18 protein-coding genes are annotated in these 18,265 nt (G+C 60.8%); 16 read left to right on the top strand and 2 right to left on the bottom strand.

All coding sequences use genetic code 11. The features are described 5' to 3' along the window. Window positions 1–2 precede the first annotated feature (2 nt). From livM to LVY75_27575, 6 genes are all read left to right on the top strand, one after another. Window positions 3–1,400 carry a high-affinity branched-chain amino acid ABC transporter permease LivM gene (gene livM / locus LVY75_27600; GenBank protein ID XAZ22542.1) on the top strand — a complete coding sequence of 466 codons (1,398 nt, stop codon included), beginning with the start codon at window positions 3–5 and terminating at the stop codon, window positions 1,398–1,400. Beyond that, window positions 1,400–2,266 (top strand): ABC transporter ATP-binding protein, encoded by an 867-nt coding sequence (locus LVY75_27595; GenBank protein ID XAZ22541.1) that lies wholly within the window; start codon window positions 1,400–1,402, stop codon window positions 2,264–2,266. The genes livM and LVY75_27595 overlap by 1 nt, the downstream gene beginning before the upstream one ends. After that, on the top strand, window positions 2,266–2,997 hold the full coding sequence (locus LVY75_27590) for an ABC transporter ATP-binding protein (GenBank protein XAZ22540.1): 732 nt from the start codon (window positions 2,266–2,268) through the stop codon (window positions 2,995–2,997). The genes LVY75_27595 and LVY75_27590 overlap by 1 nt, the downstream gene beginning before the upstream one ends. Window positions 2,998–3,022: 25 nt before the next feature. Next, window positions 3,023–3,376 (top strand): hypothetical protein, encoded by a 354-nt coding sequence (locus LVY75_27585; protein ID XAZ22539.1) that lies wholly within the window; start codon window positions 3,023–3,025, stop codon window positions 3,374–3,376. Window positions 3,377–3,494: 118 nt separating this feature from the next. Next, window positions 3,495–4,616 (top strand): branched-chain amino acid ABC transporter substrate-binding protein, encoded by a 1,122-nt coding sequence (locus LVY75_27580; GenBank protein XAZ22538.1) that lies wholly within the window; start codon window positions 3,495–3,497, stop codon window positions 4,614–4,616. 165 nt (window positions 4,617–4,781) lie between these two features. Beyond that, complete coding sequence (locus LVY75_27575) at window positions 4,782–5,750, top strand: D-glycerate dehydrogenase (protein ID XAZ22537.1); 969 nt, start codon at window positions 4,782–4,784, stop codon at window positions 5,748–5,750. 19 nt (window positions 5,751–5,769) lie between these two features. Here the strand turns inward: LVY75_27575 and LVY75_27570 are convergent, their stop codons facing one another. Both LVY75_27570 and LVY75_27565 read right to left on the bottom strand, forming a co-directional pair. Beyond that, entirely contained in the window at window positions 5,770–6,681 is a 912-nt protein-coding gene (locus LVY75_27570; GenBank protein ID XAZ22536.1) for a response regulator transcription factor, read from the bottom strand. Continuing rightward, on the bottom strand, window positions 6,674–10,057 hold the full coding sequence (locus tag LVY75_27565; GenBank protein ID XAZ22535.1) for an ATP-binding protein: 3,384 nt from the start codon (window positions 10,055–10,057) through the stop codon (window positions 6,674–6,676). The genes LVY75_27570 and LVY75_27565 overlap by 8 nt, the downstream gene beginning before the upstream one ends. A gap of 218 nt (window positions 10,058–10,275) precedes the next feature. Between LVY75_27565 and urtA the strand changes: the two genes are divergently transcribed. The 10 genes from urtA to LVY75_27515 all read left to right on the top strand — a co-directional run bounded on the left by urtA (window position 10,276) and on the right by LVY75_27515 (window position 18,249). Further along, entirely contained in the window at window positions 10,276–11,568 is a 1,293-nt protein-coding gene (gene urtA, locus LVY75_27560) for an urea ABC transporter substrate-binding protein (protein ID XAZ22534.1), read from the top strand. A 103-nt stretch (window positions 11,569–11,671) separates the two neighbouring features. After that, complete coding sequence (urtB, locus tag LVY75_27555; protein XAZ22533.1) at window positions 11,672–13,291, top strand: urea ABC transporter permease subunit UrtB; 1,620 nt, start codon at window positions 11,672–11,674, stop codon at window positions 13,289–13,291. After that, entirely contained in the window at window positions 13,288–14,451 is a 1,164-nt protein-coding gene (gene urtC, locus LVY75_27550) for an urea ABC transporter permease subunit UrtC (protein XAZ22532.1), read from the top strand. The genes urtB and urtC overlap by 4 nt, the downstream gene beginning before the upstream one ends. 4 nt (window positions 14,452–14,455) lie before the next feature. Beyond that, window positions 14,456–15,211: an urea ABC transporter ATP-binding protein UrtD gene (urtD, locus tag LVY75_27545; GenBank protein XAZ22531.1), complete on the top strand. Its 756-nt coding sequence runs from the start codon at window positions 14,456–14,458 to the stop codon at window positions 15,209–15,211. A 1-nt stretch (window position 15,212) separates the two neighbouring features. Further along, window positions 15,213–15,908: an urea ABC transporter ATP-binding subunit UrtE gene (gene urtE / locus LVY75_27540; GenBank protein ID XAZ22530.1), complete on the top strand. Its 696-nt coding sequence runs from the start codon at window positions 15,213–15,215 to the stop codon at window positions 15,906–15,908. A gap of 176 nt (window positions 15,909–16,084) precedes the next feature. Further along, complete coding sequence (locus tag LVY75_27535) at window positions 16,085–16,909, top strand: urease accessory protein UreD (GenBank protein ID XAZ22529.1); 825 nt, start codon at window positions 16,085–16,087, stop codon at window positions 16,907–16,909. Window positions 16,910–16,929: 20 nt separating this feature from the next. Next, entirely contained in the window at window positions 16,930–17,232 is a 303-nt protein-coding gene (locus LVY75_27530; GenBank protein XAZ22528.1) for an urease subunit gamma, read from the top strand. A 10-nt stretch (window positions 17,233–17,242) separates the two neighbouring features. Beyond that, window positions 17,243–17,494 carry a DUF1272 domain-containing protein gene (locus LVY75_27525; GenBank protein XAZ22527.1) on the top strand — a complete coding sequence of 84 codons (252 nt, stop codon included), beginning with the start codon at window positions 17,243–17,245 and terminating at the stop codon, window positions 17,492–17,494. A gap of 10 nt (window positions 17,495–17,504) precedes the next feature. After that, on the top strand, window positions 17,505–17,810 hold the full coding sequence (locus tag LVY75_27520; protein XAZ22526.1) for an urease subunit beta: 306 nt from the start codon (window positions 17,505–17,507) through the stop codon (window positions 17,808–17,810). A 28-nt stretch (window positions 17,811–17,838) separates the two neighbouring features. Then, window positions 17,839–18,249, top strand: a complete 411-nt coding sequence (locus LVY75_27515) for a lysozyme inhibitor LprI family protein (GenBank protein XAZ22525.1) — start codon at window positions 17,839–17,841, stop codon at window positions 18,247–18,249. Window positions 18,250–18,265 lie beyond the last annotated feature (16 nt).

Below are 18,265 nucleotides of genomic sequence, written 5' to 3'. Positions count from 1 at the left end.
TCATGGCAAACATCGACACTTCCGCTGGCAAGTCCGACGCCGGGCTTGTCCAGAAGGGGCTTAGGGAAGCCTTCTTCTCCGGCCTCATCGCACTTGGTCTGTTCGTTCTCTATGTCGGTCTCGGCACGCAGCAGAACATCAACAACGAGCTGATTGTCGTTCAGCGTTGGGGACTGCTGGCCATTTTCGTGCTGGTCGCCGCCATCGGCCGTTTCATCGTGGTTGTTTTCGTCAGGCCGCATCTTGATCAGCGCAAGCTTTTGAAGGCGCGTCATGGCGATCTGGAGATTTCGACGGAAAAAGGCTTCTTCCGGACGCATTTCCTGAAGTTCGCCCTGCTTTTCCTGGTGGTTTATCCGCTGCTGACAGCCTATTTCCTCGGTCCGCAGGGCGCGCTGAAGTGGGTGGACAATTTCGGCATCCAGATCCTGATCTACGTGATGCTCGCCTGGGGTCTGAATATCGTCGTTGGTCTCGCCGGTCTGCTCGACCTCGGCTATGTCGCCTTCTACGCAGTCGGCGCCTATTCCTATGCGCTGCTGTCGGCCCATTTCGGCTTTTCCTTCTGGGTGCTGCTGCCGCTCGCCGGTATTTTTGCCGCTCTCTGGGGCGTCATTCTCGGCTTCCCCGTGCTGCGCCTGCGCGGCGACTATCTGGCGATCGTGACGCTTGCCTTCGGTGAAATCATTCGTCTCGTCATCATCAACTGGACGGAAGTCACCAAGGGCACCTTCGGTATCTCCGGCATCGCCAAGGCTTCGGTCTTCGGCATCTGGAGCTTCGATGTCGGCAAGGCGAACAATTTCGCCAAGGTCTTCGGCCTGCCGTCGTCTTCGGCCTATTACAAGATCTTCCTGTTCTACGTCATCCTGGCTCTCTGCATGCTGACCGCCTATGTGACGATCCGGCTGCGCCGCATGCCGATCGGCCGTGCGTGGGAAGCGCTTCGCGAAGATGAAATCGCCTGCCGTTCGCTCGGTATCAACACGGTGACGACGAAGCTGACCGCTTTCGCCACCGGCGCGATGTTCGGCGGCTTCGCCGGTTCCTTCTTCGCCGCCCGTCAGGGCTTCGTCTCGCCGGAATCCTTCGTGTTCCTGGAATCGGCCGTCATTCTCGCCATCGTCGTCCTTGGCGGCATGGGCTCGCTGACGGGCATCGCTATCGCCGCTGTCGTCATGGTCGGCGGTACGGAAGTGCTGCGCGAAATGGACTTCCTCAAGATGGTCTTCGGACCGGATTTCACCCCGGAACTCTACCGCATGCTGCTCTTCGGCCTTGCGATGGTCATCGTCATGCTGTTCAAGCCGCGCGGTTTTGTCGGCTCGCGTGAGCCGACCGCCTTCCTCAAGGAGCGCAAAGCGGTCTCCGGAAGCTTTACCAAGGAGGGCCATGGTTGATGAGCCCTGTCGAGAACACGATGTCGAATGACACTTTGCTCAAGGTCGAGCACCTGTCGATGAAGTTCGGCGGCCTGATGGCCATCAACGACTTCTCCTTCGAGGCCAAGCGCGGTGAAATCACCGCGCTGATCGGCCCGAACGGTGCGGGCAAGACGACCGTCTTCAACTGCATCACCGGTTTCTATAAGCCGACGATGGGCATGATTACGCTGACTCAGAACAGCGGCAAGCAGTACCTTCTCGAGCGCCTGCCGGACTTCCGTATCACCAAGGAAGCCAGGGTTGCCCGTACCTTCCAGAACATCCGCCTGTTCTCGGGCCTCACCGTTCTGGAAAACCTGCTGGTCGCCCAGCATAACAAACTGATGAAGGCTTCGGGCTTCACGGTGCTTGGTCTGCTCGGTATCGGTCCCTACAAGCGCGAAGCGGCTGCTGCCATCGAGCTTGCGCGCCACTGGCTTGAGAAGGCCGACCTTATCGACCGCGCCGACGATCCGGCCGGCGACCTGCCTTACGGCGCCCAGCGTCGTCTGGAAATCGCTCGCGCCATGTGCACCGGTCCGGAGCTGCTGTGCCTCGACGAGCCGGCTGCCGGTCTCAATCCGCGAGAATCGGCAGCGCTCAATGCCTTGCTGAAAGGCATTCGCACCGAAACCGGCACCTCGATCCTGCTCATCGAGCACGACATGTCGGTCGTCATGGAAATTTCCGACCACGTCATCGTTTTGGAATACGGCCAGAAGATTTCCGACGGAAGCCCCGACCACGTGAAGAACGACCCGAGGGTTATTGCAGCCTATCTTGGTGTCGAGGATGAAGAAGTCGAAGAGGTCATTGCGACCGTAGAAGGGGGCGCAATCTGATGGCGGCCGGTGAACAGCTTCTCAAGGTTCAGGGCGTCGAGACCTATTACGGCAATATTCGCGCGCTCGCCGGCATCGATGTCGAGGTGAAGAAGGGCGAAATCGTCAGCCTGATCGGCGCCAACGGCGCCGGCAAGTCGACGCTGATGATGACGATCTGCGGGAGCCCGCAGGCCCGTACCGGCTCGATCGTCTTCGACGGCCAGGATATCACCAAGCTGCCGACGCATGAGATCGCGCGGTTGCGTATCGCGCAGTCGCCCGAAGGACGACGCATCTTTCCGCGAATGACCGTGCTGGAAAATCTCCAGATGGGCGCCGGTCTCGATAATCTCAAATACTTCCATGAGGATGTAGAAAAGATTTTCGTTATGTTCCCGCGTCTTAAGGAGCGTCAGTCGCAGCGTGGCGGCACGCTTTCGGGTGGCGAACAGCAGATGCTTTCGATCGGCCGTGCGTTGATGGCGCGCCCGAAGCTGCTGCTGCTCGACGAACCGTCGCTCGGCCTCGCTCCGCTGATCGTGAAGGGCATCTTCGAAGCCATCAAGATGCTGAACGAGAAGGAGGGGCTGACCGTCTTCCTCGTGGAGCAGAACGCATTCGCAGCGCTCAAGCTGTCTCACCGGGCCTATGTGCTGGTCAACGGCAAGGTAACGATGAGCGGCAGCGGCAAGGAACTGCTTGCGAATCCCGAGGTGCGTGCTGCCTATCTCGAAGGCGGGCGGCATTGATCGCGGCAGAAGGGAGAGTTTGATTATGCAGGGACTTTTCTTCGAAAGCGACAACGGCGTGAAGCTCGTCATCCGAGCGCTCGTTGTGCTCATCGGTTTCTGGACGGCGTGGCGCGCCGGCAGGGCGGTTGCGGACGGCTGGAACAACTACTCCTTGGTTGTCGTCTACACCTTCCTGCTCGCCTGGGCGATGCAGTTCCTGCATCATGCGCTGTTTGACGGCCCGATGCTCAGCGCCCTCTTCTACATCATCGATTTCGTAACTCTGCTGGTCTTCTCGACAGCCGGGTTCCGCTATCGCCGTACCAATCAAATGGTCAACAACTATTACTGGCTGTACGAAAAAACTTCCGCGTTTTCGTGGAAGGAGAAACATTGACAGCCCGTTGAAACTAGGCATGAATTGCCTTCAGAGCGGAACAGCTTTCCCGGCGCAGTCAAAGGTGGGGTTTGCGTCGGGCCTTGGAAGAACCCGCCCAAAAATTGGGAGTAACAATATGAAGAAGTCTCTCTTGTCAGCGGTGGCACTGACGGCGATCGTCGCGTTCGGCGGCGTCGCACGAGCTGACATCGTGATCGGCGTTGGCGGCCCGCTGACGGGTCCAAACGCTGCGTTCGGCGCACAGCTTCAGAAGGGTGCCGAGCAGGCAGCCGCCGACATCAACGCTGCTGGCGGTATCAACGGCGAGCAGATCAAGATCGAGCTCGGCGACGACGTTTCCGACCCGAAGCAGGGCATCTCCGTCGCGAACAAGTTCGTTGCTGACGGCGTGAAGTTCGTTATCGGCCACTTCAACTCGGGCGTTTCCATTCCGGCTTCCGAAGTTTACGCCGAAAACGGCATCCTCGAAATCACCCCGGCTGCTACGAACCCGGTTTTCACCGAGCGTGGCCTGTGGAACACCTTCCGCACCTGCGGTCGTGACGACCAGCAGGGCGCCATTGCCGGCAAGTATCTGGCCGACCACTTCAAGGACGCCAAGATCGCCGTCATTCACGACAAGACACCTTACGGCCAGGGTCTCGCTGACGAAACCAAGAAGGCTCTGAATGCCGCTGGCGTCACCGAAGCCATGTACGAAGGCGTCAACGTCGGCGACAAGGACTTCTCGGCTCTCATCGCAAAGATGAAGGAAGCCGGCGTTTCGATCATCTACTGGGGCGGTCTGCACACCGAAGCCGGTCTCATCATCCGCCAGTCGGCCGACCAGGGCCTGAAGGCAGCGCTCGTTTCGGGTGACGGTATCGTCTCGAACGAACTCGCCTCCATCGCTGGTGACGCCGTTGCCGGTACGCTGAACACCTTCGGCCCGGATCCGACTGTCAACCCGGCCAACAAGGACCTCGTAGCGAAGTTCAAGGCCGCCGGCTTCAACCCGGAAGCTTACACGCTCTATTCCTACGCTGCGCTGCAGACGATCGCTGCTGCTGCCAAGGCGGCCGGTTCTACCGACGCTGAAGCCGTTGCCGCGGCCATGAAGGAAAAGGGTCCGTTCCCGACCGTTCTCGGCGAGATCTCCTTCGACGAAAAGGGCGACCCGAAGCTTCCGGGCTACGTCATGTACGAATGGAAGAAGGGCGACGACGGCAAGTACAGCTACTTCCAGAAGGCCGACTGATTTCAGTCTCTGGCAGATATGCCTTTCATGGAAGCCCGGTCAGCGACCGGGCTTCTTTCGTTTGGCCTGCGCAGTTCGAGATCGCAGTCTTTGCGGGTTTGAAGGCCATTCCATTCCTGGCCTTCTTGGCCTAAGCCAAAGGTAAAGGATGGAGGACCCAGATTCATGCCAAAACCCCGCATTCTCGTCACCCGGCGCTGGCCCGCCTCGGTAGAGGCCGTGCTCGCAGAGCGTTTCGATGTCTCGCTCAACAGAGATGATGTGCCGCTCGGTGAAAGCGAGCTTCGCCAGGCGCTGGCGGACCATGACGCGGTGCTGCCGACCGTTTCCGACAAGCTGCCGGCAGCGGTGTTTGCCGGCGATATCCGTACGAAGATCCTCGGCAATTTCGGGGTGGGATTCAATCACATCGATATCTCCGCCGCAAAGGCCAAAGGCATTGCGGTGACGAATACGCCTGGGGTACTGACCGATTGCACCGCCGATATCGCCATGCTGCTTCTGCTTTCCGTGGCCCGTCGCGGCGGCGAGGGCGAGCGCCAGGTGCGTGCCGGCGAATGGAAGGGCTGGTGTCCGACGCATATGATCGGCACGAAGGTGACCGGCAAGACTGTGGGTATTATCGGCTTCGGGCGAATCGGCAAGGCTTTTGCGCAGCGCTGCCATTTTGGCTTCGGCATGGACATCGTGTTCTATAACCGTTCCCAGGTCGACCCGGGGGAGGCGGCACGTTACGGCGCGCGTCAGCTTGGTTCGGTGGAAGAGGTGCTCGCGGCTTCCGATTTCGTTTCGCTCCATTGCCCTGGAGGAGCGGAGAACCGGCATCTGATGAATGCAGAGCGGTTTGCAGCAATGAAGCGGGGCGCTTTCCTCATCAATACGGCGCGAGGCGATGTCGTCGATGAGACGGCGCTGACAGCGGCGCTTGCGAACGGCACGATCCGCGGCGTCGGGCTCGATGTCTACGAGGCGGAGCCGCAAGTGCCGGAAGCGCTGCGACGGATGGAGAATGTCGTTCTGCTGCCGCATCTCGGCAGCGCGACGGAAGAGACGCGCACGGCGATGGGGATGAAGGTCGTGGAGAATGTGACGGCGTTTTTCGAAGGCCGCGAGGCGCCGGACCGCGTCATCTGAGGGCGCTGCTTGCTATCCCTCACATCTCATGCAGGGCATGCGCCGCCTTGACGGCGGCGGATGCCCTGTTTTCGACCCCGAGCTTCACATAGATCTGTTCGAGGTGCTTGTTCACCGTTCGCGCAGAAAGTCCGAGGATCTCGCCGATATCGCGGTTGGCCTTGCCCTTGGCGATCCACATCAGCACCTCGGATTCGCGCTGTGTCAGCGCAAAATGCTGGCGCAGTACTTCGTCGTCGTTGCGCTGATTGGCGGCGGTCAAGCGGAAGAGATATTCGTCCGGGCCGATGGCGCCGAGGAAGGCGAGCTGCAGGGCAGCCTGGCCGGCATGGGCGATGGAAATCAGGGCATCGCGCGCGGCTGCGGCGCGTTCCTTCATCCAGTTGCCGATCGTGCGGGAGACGACTTCCATACCGTCGTCGCTCCCCATCGCGGCGTTGACGAGGCGGGTTGCCTGCGGCGTCGACCAATGGATCCCGCCGTTGCCTTTCACAGCCAGCAAATGGCGGCCAGCGGCATCGAGGGCGACGCGGGCGCTTTGCGCCGAGCGGGCATTGCGCAGGTGAACGCGGATGCGGGCACGCAGCTCGTCGATGTTGATGGGCTTCGACAGGTAATCGACGCCACCGGATTCCAGCGCATGGACCACATGCTCGGTTTCGGTGAGCCCGGTCATGAAGATGACGGGCACCTGGGCGACGGCGGCATTGGCCTTTAGCCTGCGGCAGGTCTCGAAACCATCCATCGCCGGCATGACAGCATCGAGCAGGATGAGATCGGGCGTGATGCGCTCGACGATACTGAGAGCCGCCGAGCCCGATGTGGCGATCAGAACGGAAAAACCAGACTGTTCCAGCGCATCCGTCAGGAAACCAAGCGCTTCTGGCGAATCGTCGACCAGCAGAACGATATCGCGCGGAAGCTCAGCCAACGGGTTCACCCTTTTCTTCGAACTTGTGCAGGAAATCCAGGAAGCCGGCGAGATCGAAGGCGCCAACATAGGAACGGAGTTCCTCGGTGAATGGCTGATTTGCCTCTACCTTGGCAAGGTCTGCGAGCTTGGCTTCTATGCCCCTGATGTAGCCTATTTCGCCGAGGCGCAGGAGTTCCTGCACATGTGCAGCACCGGGGCTCCTGAGCGGCAAGCTGGCTGCTGCCGGCGCCGGTGTGTGGTCGTCGGCATAAAGCCATTTCAGGCCGAGATGCAGGGCAAGCTTGTCGCGCAGTTGTTTGAGGTCGACCGGCTTGCCGATCGAATCATTATGGCTGTCGTCGCTGTCGCTGTGAGCGGCGGCATCGCCGATATTGGCTGAGAGCATCACAATCGGTGCAGTGCGCCCCGTTTCTCGCAGCCGGGAAACGAGCTGCCAGCCGTTCATGCCGGGCATGGAAATGTCGACGAGGAAGAGATCCGGCTCGATGCCCTCGACAAGGGTCAGGCAGTCGGGACCGCTCGCTGCCGTCAGCACGATGAAATCGAGCGGGACAAGAATTTCGCGCATCATCTCGCGATGGTCCTCGTTGTCATCGACGACGACGATAGTACGACGCGGGCCGTCATAACTGACGATCTTCTTTTCCTGCGGCGGGGCAGCGGGGCGCATGACCGCCGACAGCATGAGGCGGACACGGAAGGTCGACCCCTTGTCTTTTTCGCTCGCCACGGAGATTTCGCCGCCGAGCGTGTTGGTCAAAAGTCTCGTGATGGTGAGGCCAAGTCCGAGGCCGGGCATCGGGCGCACGCTCTCCGCCTCGCCGCGCTGGAAGGGCTCATAGATGCGCGTGAGATCCTTCTCGGCAATGCCGCGGCCTGTGTCGGAGACAGTGAAGGTGGCGACCTGGCTGCGATAGGCGACATCGAAAGTGACGCTGCCTTCATCGGTGAACTTGACGGCGTTCGAGAGCAGGTTGACGAGGATCTGGCGAAGCCGCTTCTCGTCGGTACGCACGAATTGCGGCAGTGCCTGAGAGCGGTCGTGGATGAAGGTGAGGCCCTTTGCCTGCGCCTGCGGGCGGAACATATCAATGATCTGATCGAGGAAGTCCTGGATGTTGATCTCGTTCGAATAGACCTGCAGGCGGCCGGCCTCGATCTTGGAAATATCCAGAAGGCCATCGATCAGGCCGGAGAGATGTTCGGCGCTGCGGCGGATGACCTTGATAGAAGACTGGCGCGGCGGCGGGATCGTCTCGTCGCGCTCGAGGATCTGCGCGTAGCCGAGAACGGCATTCAACGGGGTGCGAAGCTCGTGGCTGAGGCCCACAACGTAGCGGCTTTTGGCGCGGTTGGCGGCTTCCGCCGTCTCCTTGGCGGTCTGCAGGGCCGCGTCGGTCTTCTTGTGGGCGGCGATTTCCTTGAGGAGCAGCGTGTTCTGGCGCGAGGATTCCTCCTCGGCAACGACGCGGCTGTCATGGGCAAGCACATAGAACCAGCAGGCGATGCCTGCGATGACCGAGAAGACGAAGAAGACGATCAGGATCGTACGGTTGACGACTTCGGCTGTCTCCGGCGAGGCGGAACTCACCTGATGGGCAATCATCGCAAGGATTGCCCCGACGGCCGTCAGCGCCAATGCCACAGCGATGCCGTAGCGGCCGAGCCGGGTCGTCAGTTTCTGGACGATGGTTTCCGGCAGCAGGGTCTTTGCGACGGCGCCGACCTGCGCGTTGAAGCGGGCGTTCGGCTTGCACATGTCGTGGCAACGGCTGTCGAGCGAGCAGCAGAGCGAGCAGATCGGCGCGGCATAGGCGGGGCACCAGGCCATGTCCTCGGGCTCGAACGGATGTTCGCAGACAGAGCAGGTGATGGTTGTCAGGTTCTTCCAGGCATGGCGCGGCTTGCGGGCGAGATAGAATTTGCCCTTCGTTATAAAGGCGATGGCAGGTGAGGCGATGAGCGCGATCACCAGCGTGATGTAGGGGGCAAGCGAGGCGGCGACCGGCCCGAAAACACCGAAATGGGCAATCAGCGCGACGCCTGCCGACAGTGTCATGGCGCCGAGGCCGACCGGGTTGATATCGTAGAGATGGGCGCGCTTGAATTCGATGCCGGGAGGGGCGAGACCGAGCGGCTTGTTGATGAAGAGGTCGGCGGAGATGGTGCAAAGCCAGGCCATGGCGATGATCGAGAAGATGCCGAGCGTTTCCTCGAGCAGCCGGTAGATGCCGAGTTCCATCAGGAGCAGGGCGATCGCCACGTTGAAGACCAGCCAGATGACGCGGCCGGGATGGCTGTGCGTCAGGCGCGAGAAGAAGTTCGACCAGGCAAGCGACCCGGCATAGGCATTCATCACATTGATCTTCAGCTGTGAGACCACGACGAAGGCGGCCATCAGCAGCAGGGCGGCATTGTGCCAGGGGATCATGTAGCCGAAGGCGGTGAGGTACATCTGCGCCGGGTCGGCGGCACGGTCCACCGGCACACCAGAGGTGAAGGTCAGTACCACGAGGAAGGAACCGGCAAGCAGTTTCGGAGCGCCGATGATGACCCAGCCGGGACCGGCGAGGAAGATGGCGAGGCGATGGCGCCATTTGCGCTGCGGGTCGGGCGGCAGGAAGCGCAGGAAGTCCGCCTGTTCGCCGATCTGTGACATCAGCGCTAGGATGACCGCCGATGCCGCGCCGAATTCGACGAGGTTGAAATCGGCTGTTGTGCCGGGCGGGCCGGAGGCGTGGCGAATGCCGGCAAAAGCGCGCCAGGCATCGAATTGCTGCCAGTCCATCAGGGCGATGAAGATGAAGGGCAGGATGTTGAGGATGATCCAAAAGGGCTGGGTCATCAGCTGGAACTTGCTGATGAGGCGCACGCCATGAGTGACGAGCGGGATCACCATGACGGCGCTGATGATGTAGCCGATCCATAGGGGTATGCCGAGCGTCAGCTCCAGCGCGCCGGACATGATCGAGGCCTCTATGGCAAAGAGCATGAAGGTGAAGCTGGCATAGATCAGCGAGGTGATGGTCGAGCCGATATAGCCGAAGCCGGCGCCGCGGGTCAAAAGGTCGATGTCGACGCCGTGGCGGATGGCGTAGCGGCTGATCGGCAGGCCGATCGCCAGCATCGCGATGGAGGCGACGATAATGGCGAAGAAGGCATTGGTGGTACCGTAAGAGAGCGTGATGGCGCCGCCGATCGCCTCCAGCGCCAGGAAGGAGATGGCGCCGATCGCCGTCTGCGAGATGCGCTGGGAGGAGAAACGCCGGGCGCTCTTGGCGGTGAAGCGCAGCGCGTAGTCTTCAAGCGTCTGGTTGGCGACCCAGCGATTGTATTCGCGGCGCACAGGAATGATGCGTTGGCGCGCTGCCATACGGCTCCTTCAGGCTTTCGTTCCCCTTATGACGCTTTCGTAACACGGATCATTCCGGGGCTTAAGAGTGCGATGCAGCGCAAAGCTGCACATTTCGCCCCGTCGACTACGTCAATCGACGTATACGGTTTTGCGGTGCAGCACCCGATAGTTCTTTAAGCAACAGTTAATCACCGTTTCCGGCCTGTTGCGGAACAAGAAGAGGGGAGTTCAACCAGATGAATCTCAGATCCACAATTACGGGCGCAGCACTCGGCGCGGTCATGGCCGCATCGGCTGCCTTCCATGGCGCAGTTGCTGCAGACGATACGATCAAGGTCGGCGTTCTGCACTCGCTTTCCGGCACGATGGCGATTTCCGAAACGACGCTGAAAGACGCCATGCTGATGCTCATCGACGAGCAGAACAAGAAGGGCGGCCTTCTCGGCAAGAAGCTTGAAGCCGTTGTCGTCGACCCGGCTTCCGACTGGCCGCTCTTTGCCGAAAAGGCGCGCGAGCTGATCGAAAAGGACAAGGTCGCGGCCGTCTTCGGTTGCTGGACCTCCTCTTCGCGCAAGTCGGTTCTGCCTGTTTTCGAAGAGCTGAATTCGCTACTCTTCTATCCGGTCCAGTACGAGGGTGAAGAATCTTCGCGCAACATCTTCTACACGGGTGCTGCTCCGAACCAGCAGGCGATCCCGGCCGTCGACTACCTGATGAATACCGAAGGCGTGAAGCGCTTCGTGCTCGAAGGCACCGACTATGTCTATCCGCGCACGACCAACAAGATCCTGGAAGCCTATCTCGAATCCAAGGGCATTCCGAAGGAAGACATCCTGATCAACTACACGCCGTTCGGCTTCTCCGACTGGCAGACGGAAGTTTCCAAGATCAAGGAATTCGGTTCGGCCGGCAAGAAGACTGCCGTCGTCTCCACCATCAACGGCGACGCCAACGTTCCCTTCTACAAGGAACTCGGCAACCAGGGCGTCAAGGCTACCGACATCCCTGTCGTCGCCTTCTCGGTCGGCGAAGAAGAGCTCGCCGGTCTCGACACCAAGCCGCTCGTCGGCCATCTCGCCGCCTGGAACTACTTCGAATCGGTCGATACGCCGATCAACAAGAAGTTCATCAAGGAGTGGCATGCCTATACCAAGAACGACAAGCGCGTGACCAACGACCCGATGGAAGCTGCCTATATCGGCTTCAATGCCTGGGTTAAGGCCGTTCAGGCTGCCGGGACGACAGATACGGATGCAGTTCTCGACCATATCATCGGTGTCTCCGTTCCGAACCTCTCCGGCGGTACCGCAACCGTCATGCCGAACCACCACATCACCAAGCCGGTGCTGATCGGTGAAATCCAGGCCAACGGCCAGTTCGAAATCGTCCAGCAGACCCCCGAGGTCGTCGGTGACGAATGGTCCGACTTCCTGCCGGACTCCAAGGACCTGATCTCCGATTGGCGCAAGCCGATGAACTGCGGCAACTTCAACGTTGCCACCGGCAAGTGCGGCGGCAAGGGTTCCTGAGTTAGCCCGTCCGGCATGAGCCACAAGACTTCCGTCCGGATTTCAGATCCGGGCGGAAGCTTCGTCCCCAGCGGTTGCCATGATAATTTAGGCGGGAAAGTCGATGTATCGCGCCATCAAGATCTTTCTTTTGACTGTTTGCCTGACACTGACAGGACTGACGGCTGGTCTGAAGGCCCAGGATGATGTCCACGCTCTTGTCGATGCGCTTGGCGTTGGCGGCTTTCCGGAGCGTGAAGCGGCCATCAAGGCGCTCGTCGCTTCCAAGGATGCACATGTCAGCCAGATATTGCAGCAACTGAGCGACGGCCTGCTCTATGTGAATTCCGACGAGGGCGGTCCTGTGCTCGTTCAGGGCGGCACGGATGACGAGCCGACCTATTCCGATCCACTCACTGGCGAAGCCGTTGCCGACATCGATCCCGATACGATGTCGAAGGTGAAGATCAACAATTCGCTGCGCACGCTCATCGGCACGATGACGAGCCAGATGACGCTCCTGAGCCCCGATCGCGGCGCCCGCCTTGCGGCTGCCCAGGGGCTTTTGAAGGATGCCGATCCGGCCAATCTCGACCTCTTGAATTCCGCTTTGGCTGGTGAAAAGGACGCCGAGATCAAGAGCACGATGGAAGCGGCCCGCGCCGTCATGGTGCTGAAGAGCGATATGAGCGCCGATGAAAAGCGACAGGCGATCGATACGGTTGCCGCCCGCGGCGGCCGTGATGCGCTGACTATCCTGACCACGGCGCTGGCGACGGCTCCCGATGATCTCAAGCCTGCCATCCAGGCGCATATCAGCACCATCAACCGCAGCCTGGCCCTCTGGAATATCGTCCAAAACGTCTGGTACGGGCTGTCGCTCGGCTCGGTGCTGCTTCTTGCGGCCATCGGCCTTGCCATCACCTTCGGCGTCATGGGCGTCATCAACATGGCGCATGGCGAGATGGTGATGATCGGCGCCTACACGACCTATGTCGTGCAGGAATATATCGCTGCGAGTTTTCCCGGCATGGCCGACTATTCGCTGGCCTTCGCCGTGCCTGTCGCATTCATCTTCACCGGTTTCGTCGGTCTCATCATCGAGCGCGTCGTCATCCGCTACCTCTATGGCCGACCGCTGGAGACGCTGCTCGCCACCTGGGGCGTCTCGCTGATCCTGCAGCAGGCAGTGCGGACCGTCTTCGGCCCGACCAACCGCGAAGTACGCAATCCGAGCTGGATGTCGGGTGCTTTCGAATTCGGTGGCTTGTCGATCACCTGGAACCGTCTCTGGATCATCGTCTTCTCTATGGCCGTCTTCGTGGCGCTGCTGATGCTGCTTAAGCGCTCCGCCTTCGGCCTGCAGATGCGTGCCGTCACCCAGAACCGGCGCATGGCCTCATCCATGGGTATCCGCACCGGCTGGGTCGATGCCTTCACCTTCGCACTCGGTTCCGGCATTGCCGGCATGGCGGGTGTGGCGCTCTCGCAGATCGACAACGTCTCGCCGAACCTCGGCCAGAGTTACATCATCGACAGTTTCATGGTCGTGGTCTTCGGCGGTGTCGGCAATCTCTGGGGCACACTGGTCGGCGCACTGTCGCTCGGTGTCGTCAACAAATTCCTCGAGCCCTTTGCCGGCGCCGTGCTCGGCAAGATCCTGGTGCTCGTCCTCATCATCCTCTTCATCCAGAAGCGTCCGCGCGGGCTCTTCGCACTCAAAGGAAGGGCGGTGGAAGCATGATTACGGCCTTCCTTCTCCGGTCTCTCGATCGCCGGATTTCCATTGCCATCGCCATCCTGCTGGTGGTCGCAGTTCTCGTGCCGGTGCTCAACCTGGCGACGTCGGCGGACAATCCGCTGCATGTGCCGACCTACATCATGGCCCTGTTCGGCAAGTACCTGACCTATGCGCTGCTGGCGCTGGCGCTCGATCTTGTCTGGGGCTTCTGCGGCATTCTCTCGCTCGGGCATGGCGCGTTCTTCGCGCTCGGCGGTTATGCGATGGGCATGTATCTGATGCGGCAGATCGGCCCGCGCGGCGTCTATGGCGATCCTGTCCTCCCCGACTTCATGGTGTTCCTGAACTGGAAGGAGCTGCCCTGGTTCTGGCACGGCTTCGACCAGTTCTGGTTTGCGGCGCTGATGGTGCTGCTCGTACCCGGCCTGCTTGCCTTCGTCTTCGGTTGGTTTGCCTTCCGCAGCAGGGTCAACGGCGTCTACCTCTCGATCATCACCCAGGCCATGACCTACGCGCTGCTGCTTGCCTTCTTCCGCAACGACATGGGCTTCGGCGGCAATAACGGCATGACCGATTTCAAGGAAATCCTCGGCTTCAATGTGCAGGCGGATAGCACGCGTGCCACGCTCTTTGCGGCGACCGCGATCTTCCTTGCCCTCTCGCTGATGATTGCCTCGGCGATCGTGCGCTCGAAATTCGGCAAGGTGCTGGTCGGCGTGCGTGATGCGGAAAGCCGCACCCGCTTCCTCGGGTATCGCGTCGAGCATTTCAAGCTCTTCACCTTCGTCGTCTCGGCGATGATGGCAGGCATTGCCGGCGCGCTCTATGTGCCGCAGGTCGGCATCATCAATCCCGGCGAATTCGCGCCAGCCAACTCCATCGAAGTCGTCATCTGGACGGCTGTCGGCGGGCGGGCGACATTGATCGGGCCGATCATCGGCGCCATCCTCGTCAACGGCGGCAAGACGATCTTCACCGGCCTCTTCCCCGATTACTGGCTTTTTGCGCTCGGCGGCCTCTTCGTGCTTGTCACGCTGTTCCTGCCGAAGGGCATCGTCGGCACGATCGCCCAGTATCTCGGCAAGCGGAAGCCGGTCTCGAACGGCGTGACACCTGTCGCCGCCGAAGAGGGCGTCGAAGTAAAAATCCAGGCTGCGGAGTAGACCCATGATCCCCGACGTCAAACCCAACAGCGTACTCTATCTCAACGGCGTCTCGGTCTCGTTCGACGGCTTCAAGGCACTCAACTCGCTCTCCATCGTCATCGAACCCGGCGAACTCCGTGCGATCATCGGCCCGAACGGCGCCGGCAAGACGACGATGATGGATATCATCACCGGCAAGACCCGGCCGGATGAGGGTGAGGTGTTCTTCAACGGCACGATCGATCTCACCAAGAAGGACGAGGCCGATATCGCCCAGCTTGGCATCGGCCGGAAATTCCAGAAGCCGACGGTCTTCGAAAGCCATACGGTCTGGGACAATCTGGAACTGGCGCTCAACCGCCGGCGCACGGTGTTTTCGACGCTCTTCTATCGCCTGTCCGGTGAAGACAAGAATCGTATCGATGAGATCCTGGAAACGGTGCGCCTGACGCATCGCCGAGATGAGCTTGCGGCCAACCTGTCGCATGGTCAGAAGCAGTGGCTGGAGATCGGCATGCTCTTAGCCCAGGAGCCGAAGCTTCTGCTAGTCGATGAGCCTGTGGCTGGCATGACCGATGCCGAGACGGCGGAAACGGCGATCCTGCTCAAGGACATTGCCAAGACGCGGTCGGTCGTCGTCGTGGAGCACGACATGGGTTTCATCCGCGATCTCGGCGTGAAAGTCACATGTCTTGCGGAAGGTTCGGTGCTGGCGGAAGGATCGATCGATTTCGTCAGCAATGATCCGAAGGTTATCGAGAACTATCTGGGGCGCTGAGATGCTGATAGTCGAAAACGCAAATCTTCATTATGGCGCAGCCCAGGCGTTGCGCGGCATCTCGATCAAGGCCGAGATGGGCAAGATCACCTGCGTGCTCGGGCGCAACGGTGTCGGCAAGAGTTCGCTCTTGCGTGCCGTTACTGGCCAGCATCCGCTTTCTGCCGGAACGATTACCTTCAACGATGCGAAGCTGAACGGGTTGCCGCCCTTTGCCCGCGCCAAGCAGGGTATCGGCTATGTGCCGCAGGGGCGTGAAATCTTCCCGCTGCTGACGGTGAAGGAAAACCTCGAAACCGGCTTTGCTCCGCTTGGCCGCCGCGACCGCAACATCCCCGACGATATCTTCAGTCTCTTCCCGGTGCTGAAGTCGATGTTGTCGCGTCGCGGCGGCGATCTCTCGGGCGGGCAACAGCAGCAGCTGGCGATCGGACGTGCCATGGTCACGCGGCCGAAGATCCTGGTGCTCGACGAGCCGACCGAGGGCATCCAGCCATCGATCATCAAGGATATCGGCCGGGCGATCCGTTATCTCCGCGATTCCACCGGCATGGCGATCCTGCTCGTCGAGCAGTATCTCGACTTCTGCCGCGAGCTTGCCGACTACGTCTACATCATGGACCGCGGCGAGATCGTGCATGAGGGTCTTGCCGAAACGCTGGATACGCCGGAAGCGCGCCGCCATCTCACTGTATGACCTCTCTGGCGATCGCGCTGGCAGATGCCGCATTTTGCGGCAGATGCCTTGCGCGTCATCCTTATGGGCCGTGGGGGCATGGGCTTTCGGAAAGCGGCACGGGACTTGCTTTGTTGCAATCAACAGAGACATTCAACGCAAGTTGCCAGACAGGATGGCTTCTGCACGGGGGTGGCATGACAGGTGCGGCGGCGGGCATCACGAGACCGCAAAGAGCGGAAGGACGCGGGCATCTCGCCGCCAAGGTCCAAGGCGGGCGTACGCGGATTCAGGAACTCTATCAGGAAGGTGCGGCAAAGATCCGCCTGCCGGATACGTTCGATGCCTCGATGGAGGCCGTGATCATCAATACGGCCGGCGGGCTGACCGGCGGCGACCGGATGAACTGGAGCATATCGGCTGGAGCGGGTACGCGCATCGATGTGACGACGCAAGCCTGCGAGAAGATCTACAAGGCATCGGCCGGAACGGCAGAGGTGACGACGCAGATCGCGGTCGGACCGGGCGCCCGCGTCGACTGGCTGCCGCAGGAGACCATTCTTTTCGATCGTGCCTCGCTGTTTCGCCGGCTGGATGTCGATCTCGATGACAGCGCGGAGTTCCTTGCTGTCGAAGCCATCCTGCTTGGCCGCACCGCCATGGGCGAAACGATGGAGATGGGGCTGTTTCGCGACCGCTGGCGCATCCGCCGCTCGGGCCAGCTTGTTCATGCCGAGGAACTGCGCCTTTCCGATGCGGTGGCGCTGCTTGCTGCAGAGCAGGCGGTGCTCGGCGGGCAGGTGGCCTTTGCGACGGTGCTTTACGCAGGGCCGATGTCCGAACCCTATCTCGCCAAGGTGCGGCCGCTGCTGGACGGGCATATGGGTGGAGCGAGTGCCTGGAGCGACAAGATCGTCGTGCGCCTTGCGGCAGCCGATGGTTTTGCGCTGAGAAAAATCCTGATCCCGGTCATTTCCGCCTTGCGCAACGGAGCGCCTGTGCCGAAAGTCTGGAATCTGTAAGTTCAACAAGCGGGTAGACGATGAACCTCACTCCGAGAGAAAAAGACAAGCTGTTGATTTCCATGGCCGCCATGGTGGCGCGCAAGCGGCTGGAGCGCGGCGTCAAGCTGAACCATCCGGAAGCCATCGCCCTCATTAGCGACTTCGTCGTCGAAGGCGCACGTGATGGCCGCCCGGTCGCCGAACTGATGGAGGCCGGAGCCCATGTGATCACCCGCGACCAGGTAATGGAAGGCATTGCCGAGATGATCCACGACGTGCAGGTCGAGGCGACTTTCCCCGACGGCACGAAGCTGGTGACCGTTCACGAGCCGATCCGCTGAGGAGTAAGCCATGCTGGAGCTTCGACCCAATTGCGAATGCTGCGACAAGGATCTGCCGCCCGACAGTGCCGAAGCGATGATCTGCACGTTCGAGTGCACGTTCTGTGCGGATTGCGTTGACAATGTCCTCAAGGGCGTATGCCCGAATTGCGGCGGTAACCTCGTAGCCAGACCGATCCGGCCTGCGGCGAAGCTCCTGAATAATCCTGCATCCACGAAGCGTGTTCTGAAGGCCGAGGGCTGCGCGCCCAAGGTGGCTTAAGGAGAGACAGATGATCCCTGGCGAAATCATTGCTGCAAGCGGCGAGATCGAGCTCAATGCCGGCGCACCGACCGTGACGCTTGAGGTCTCCAATACCGGCGATCGTCCCGTACAGGTCGGTAGCCACTATCATTTTGCCGAGACCAATGCCGGCCTGTCCTTCGATCGCGACAAGGCCCATGGCATGCGGCTCGACATTCCCGCCGGCACGGCCGTGCGCTTCGAGCCGGGCCAGACCCGTTCGGTGACGCTCATACCGGTCTCCGGCAAGCGTGAAGTCTATGGCTTCCGCCAGCTGGTCATGGGCCGACTCTGATCAAAAAGAAAATGACAGGAGGAAATACATGCGCTTGAAGATCGGGTTCATCGGTGCGGCGCTGATGTTGCTGGCCGCAGGTGGCGCCCATGCCGAGGACGTGGATTGCGACAATGCGCAGACACAGTCCGATATGACCAGTTGCGCGCAGGCGCGCTATGACGAGGCCGACAAGGGGCTCAACGCCCAGTACAAGCTGACGCGCGCCGCCATGGTGGCGATCGACAAGGATCTCGACGATGACATGAAGGGTGCCGAGCAGGCGCTGCTCAAGGCACAGCGTGCCTGGATCAACTATCGCGACGCGCAATGCGAGAATTACGGTTTCCAGGCCCGCGGCGGCACGATGGAGCCGATGCTGGTGGCGGGCTGCCTGGCCGACCTCACGGATGCCAGGACCAAGGAGCTCAAGGAGCTTGCCGAAGGGATGGGCCAGTAAGGTGGGCAGGGCAATC

This window comes from Sinorhizobium sp. B11 (assembly GCA_039725955.1).
In the GTDB taxonomy this organism is placed as follows: Bacteria; Pseudomonadota; Alphaproteobacteria; order Rhizobiales; family Rhizobiaceae; genus Rhizobium.
This window is presented reverse-complemented; position numbering and strand designations above follow the sequence as displayed.

Coding starts and splice junctions, on each gene's coding strand:
- LVY75_27515 (XAZ22525.1), top strand. CDS start 17,839: ATGCGCTTGAAGATCGGGTTCATCGGTGCGGCGCTGATGTTGCTGGCC.
- LVY75_27590 (XAZ22540.1), top strand. CDS start 2,266: ATGGCGGCCGGTGAACAGCTTCTCAAGGTTCAGGGCGTCGAGACCTAT.
- LVY75_27520 (XAZ22526.1), top strand. CDS start 17,505: ATGATCCCTGGCGAAATCATTGCTGCAAGCGGCGAGATCGAGCTCAAT.
- LVY75_27535 (XAZ22529.1), top strand. CDS start 16,085: ATGACAGGTGCGGCGGCGGGCATCACGAGACCGCAAAGAGCGGAAGGA.
- urtE (XAZ22530.1), top strand. CDS start 15,213: ATGCTGATAGTCGAAAACGCAAATCTTCATTATGGCGCAGCCCAGGCG.
- LVY75_27580 (XAZ22538.1), top strand. CDS start 3,495: ATGAAGAAGTCTCTCTTGTCAGCGGTGGCACTGACGGCGATCGTCGCG.
- LVY75_27530 (XAZ22528.1), top strand. CDS start 16,930: ATGAACCTCACTCCGAGAGAAAAAGACAAGCTGTTGATTTCCATGGCC.
- LVY75_27575 (XAZ22537.1), top strand. CDS start 4,782: ATGCCAAAACCCCGCATTCTCGTCACCCGGCGCTGGCCCGCCTCGGTA.
- LVY75_27585 (XAZ22539.1), top strand. CDS start 3,023: ATGCAGGGACTTTTCTTCGAAAGCGACAACGGCGTGAAGCTCGTCATC.
- urtD (XAZ22531.1), top strand. CDS start 14,456: ATGATCCCCGACGTCAAACCCAACAGCGTACTCTATCTCAACGGCGTC.
- urtC (XAZ22532.1), top strand. CDS start 13,288: ATGATTACGGCCTTCCTTCTCCGGTCTCTCGATCGCCGGATTTCCATT.
- urtA (XAZ22534.1), top strand. CDS start 10,276: ATGAATCTCAGATCCACAATTACGGGCGCAGCACTCGGCGCGGTCATG.
- LVY75_27595 (XAZ22541.1), top strand. CDS start 1,400: ATGAGCCCTGTCGAGAACACGATGTCGAATGACACTTTGCTCAAGGTC.
- LVY75_27525 (XAZ22527.1), top strand. CDS start 17,243: ATGCTGGAGCTTCGACCCAATTGCGAATGCTGCGACAAGGATCTGCCG.
- urtB (XAZ22533.1), top strand. CDS start 11,672: ATGTATCGCGCCATCAAGATCTTTCTTTTGACTGTTTGCCTGACACTG.
- livM (XAZ22542.1), top strand. CDS start 3: ATGGCAAACATCGACACTTCCGCTGGCAAGTCCGACGCCGGGCTTGTC.
- LVY75_27565 (XAZ22535.1), bottom strand. CDS start 10,057: ATGGCAGCGCGCCAACGCATCATTCCTGTGCGCCGCGAATACAATCGC.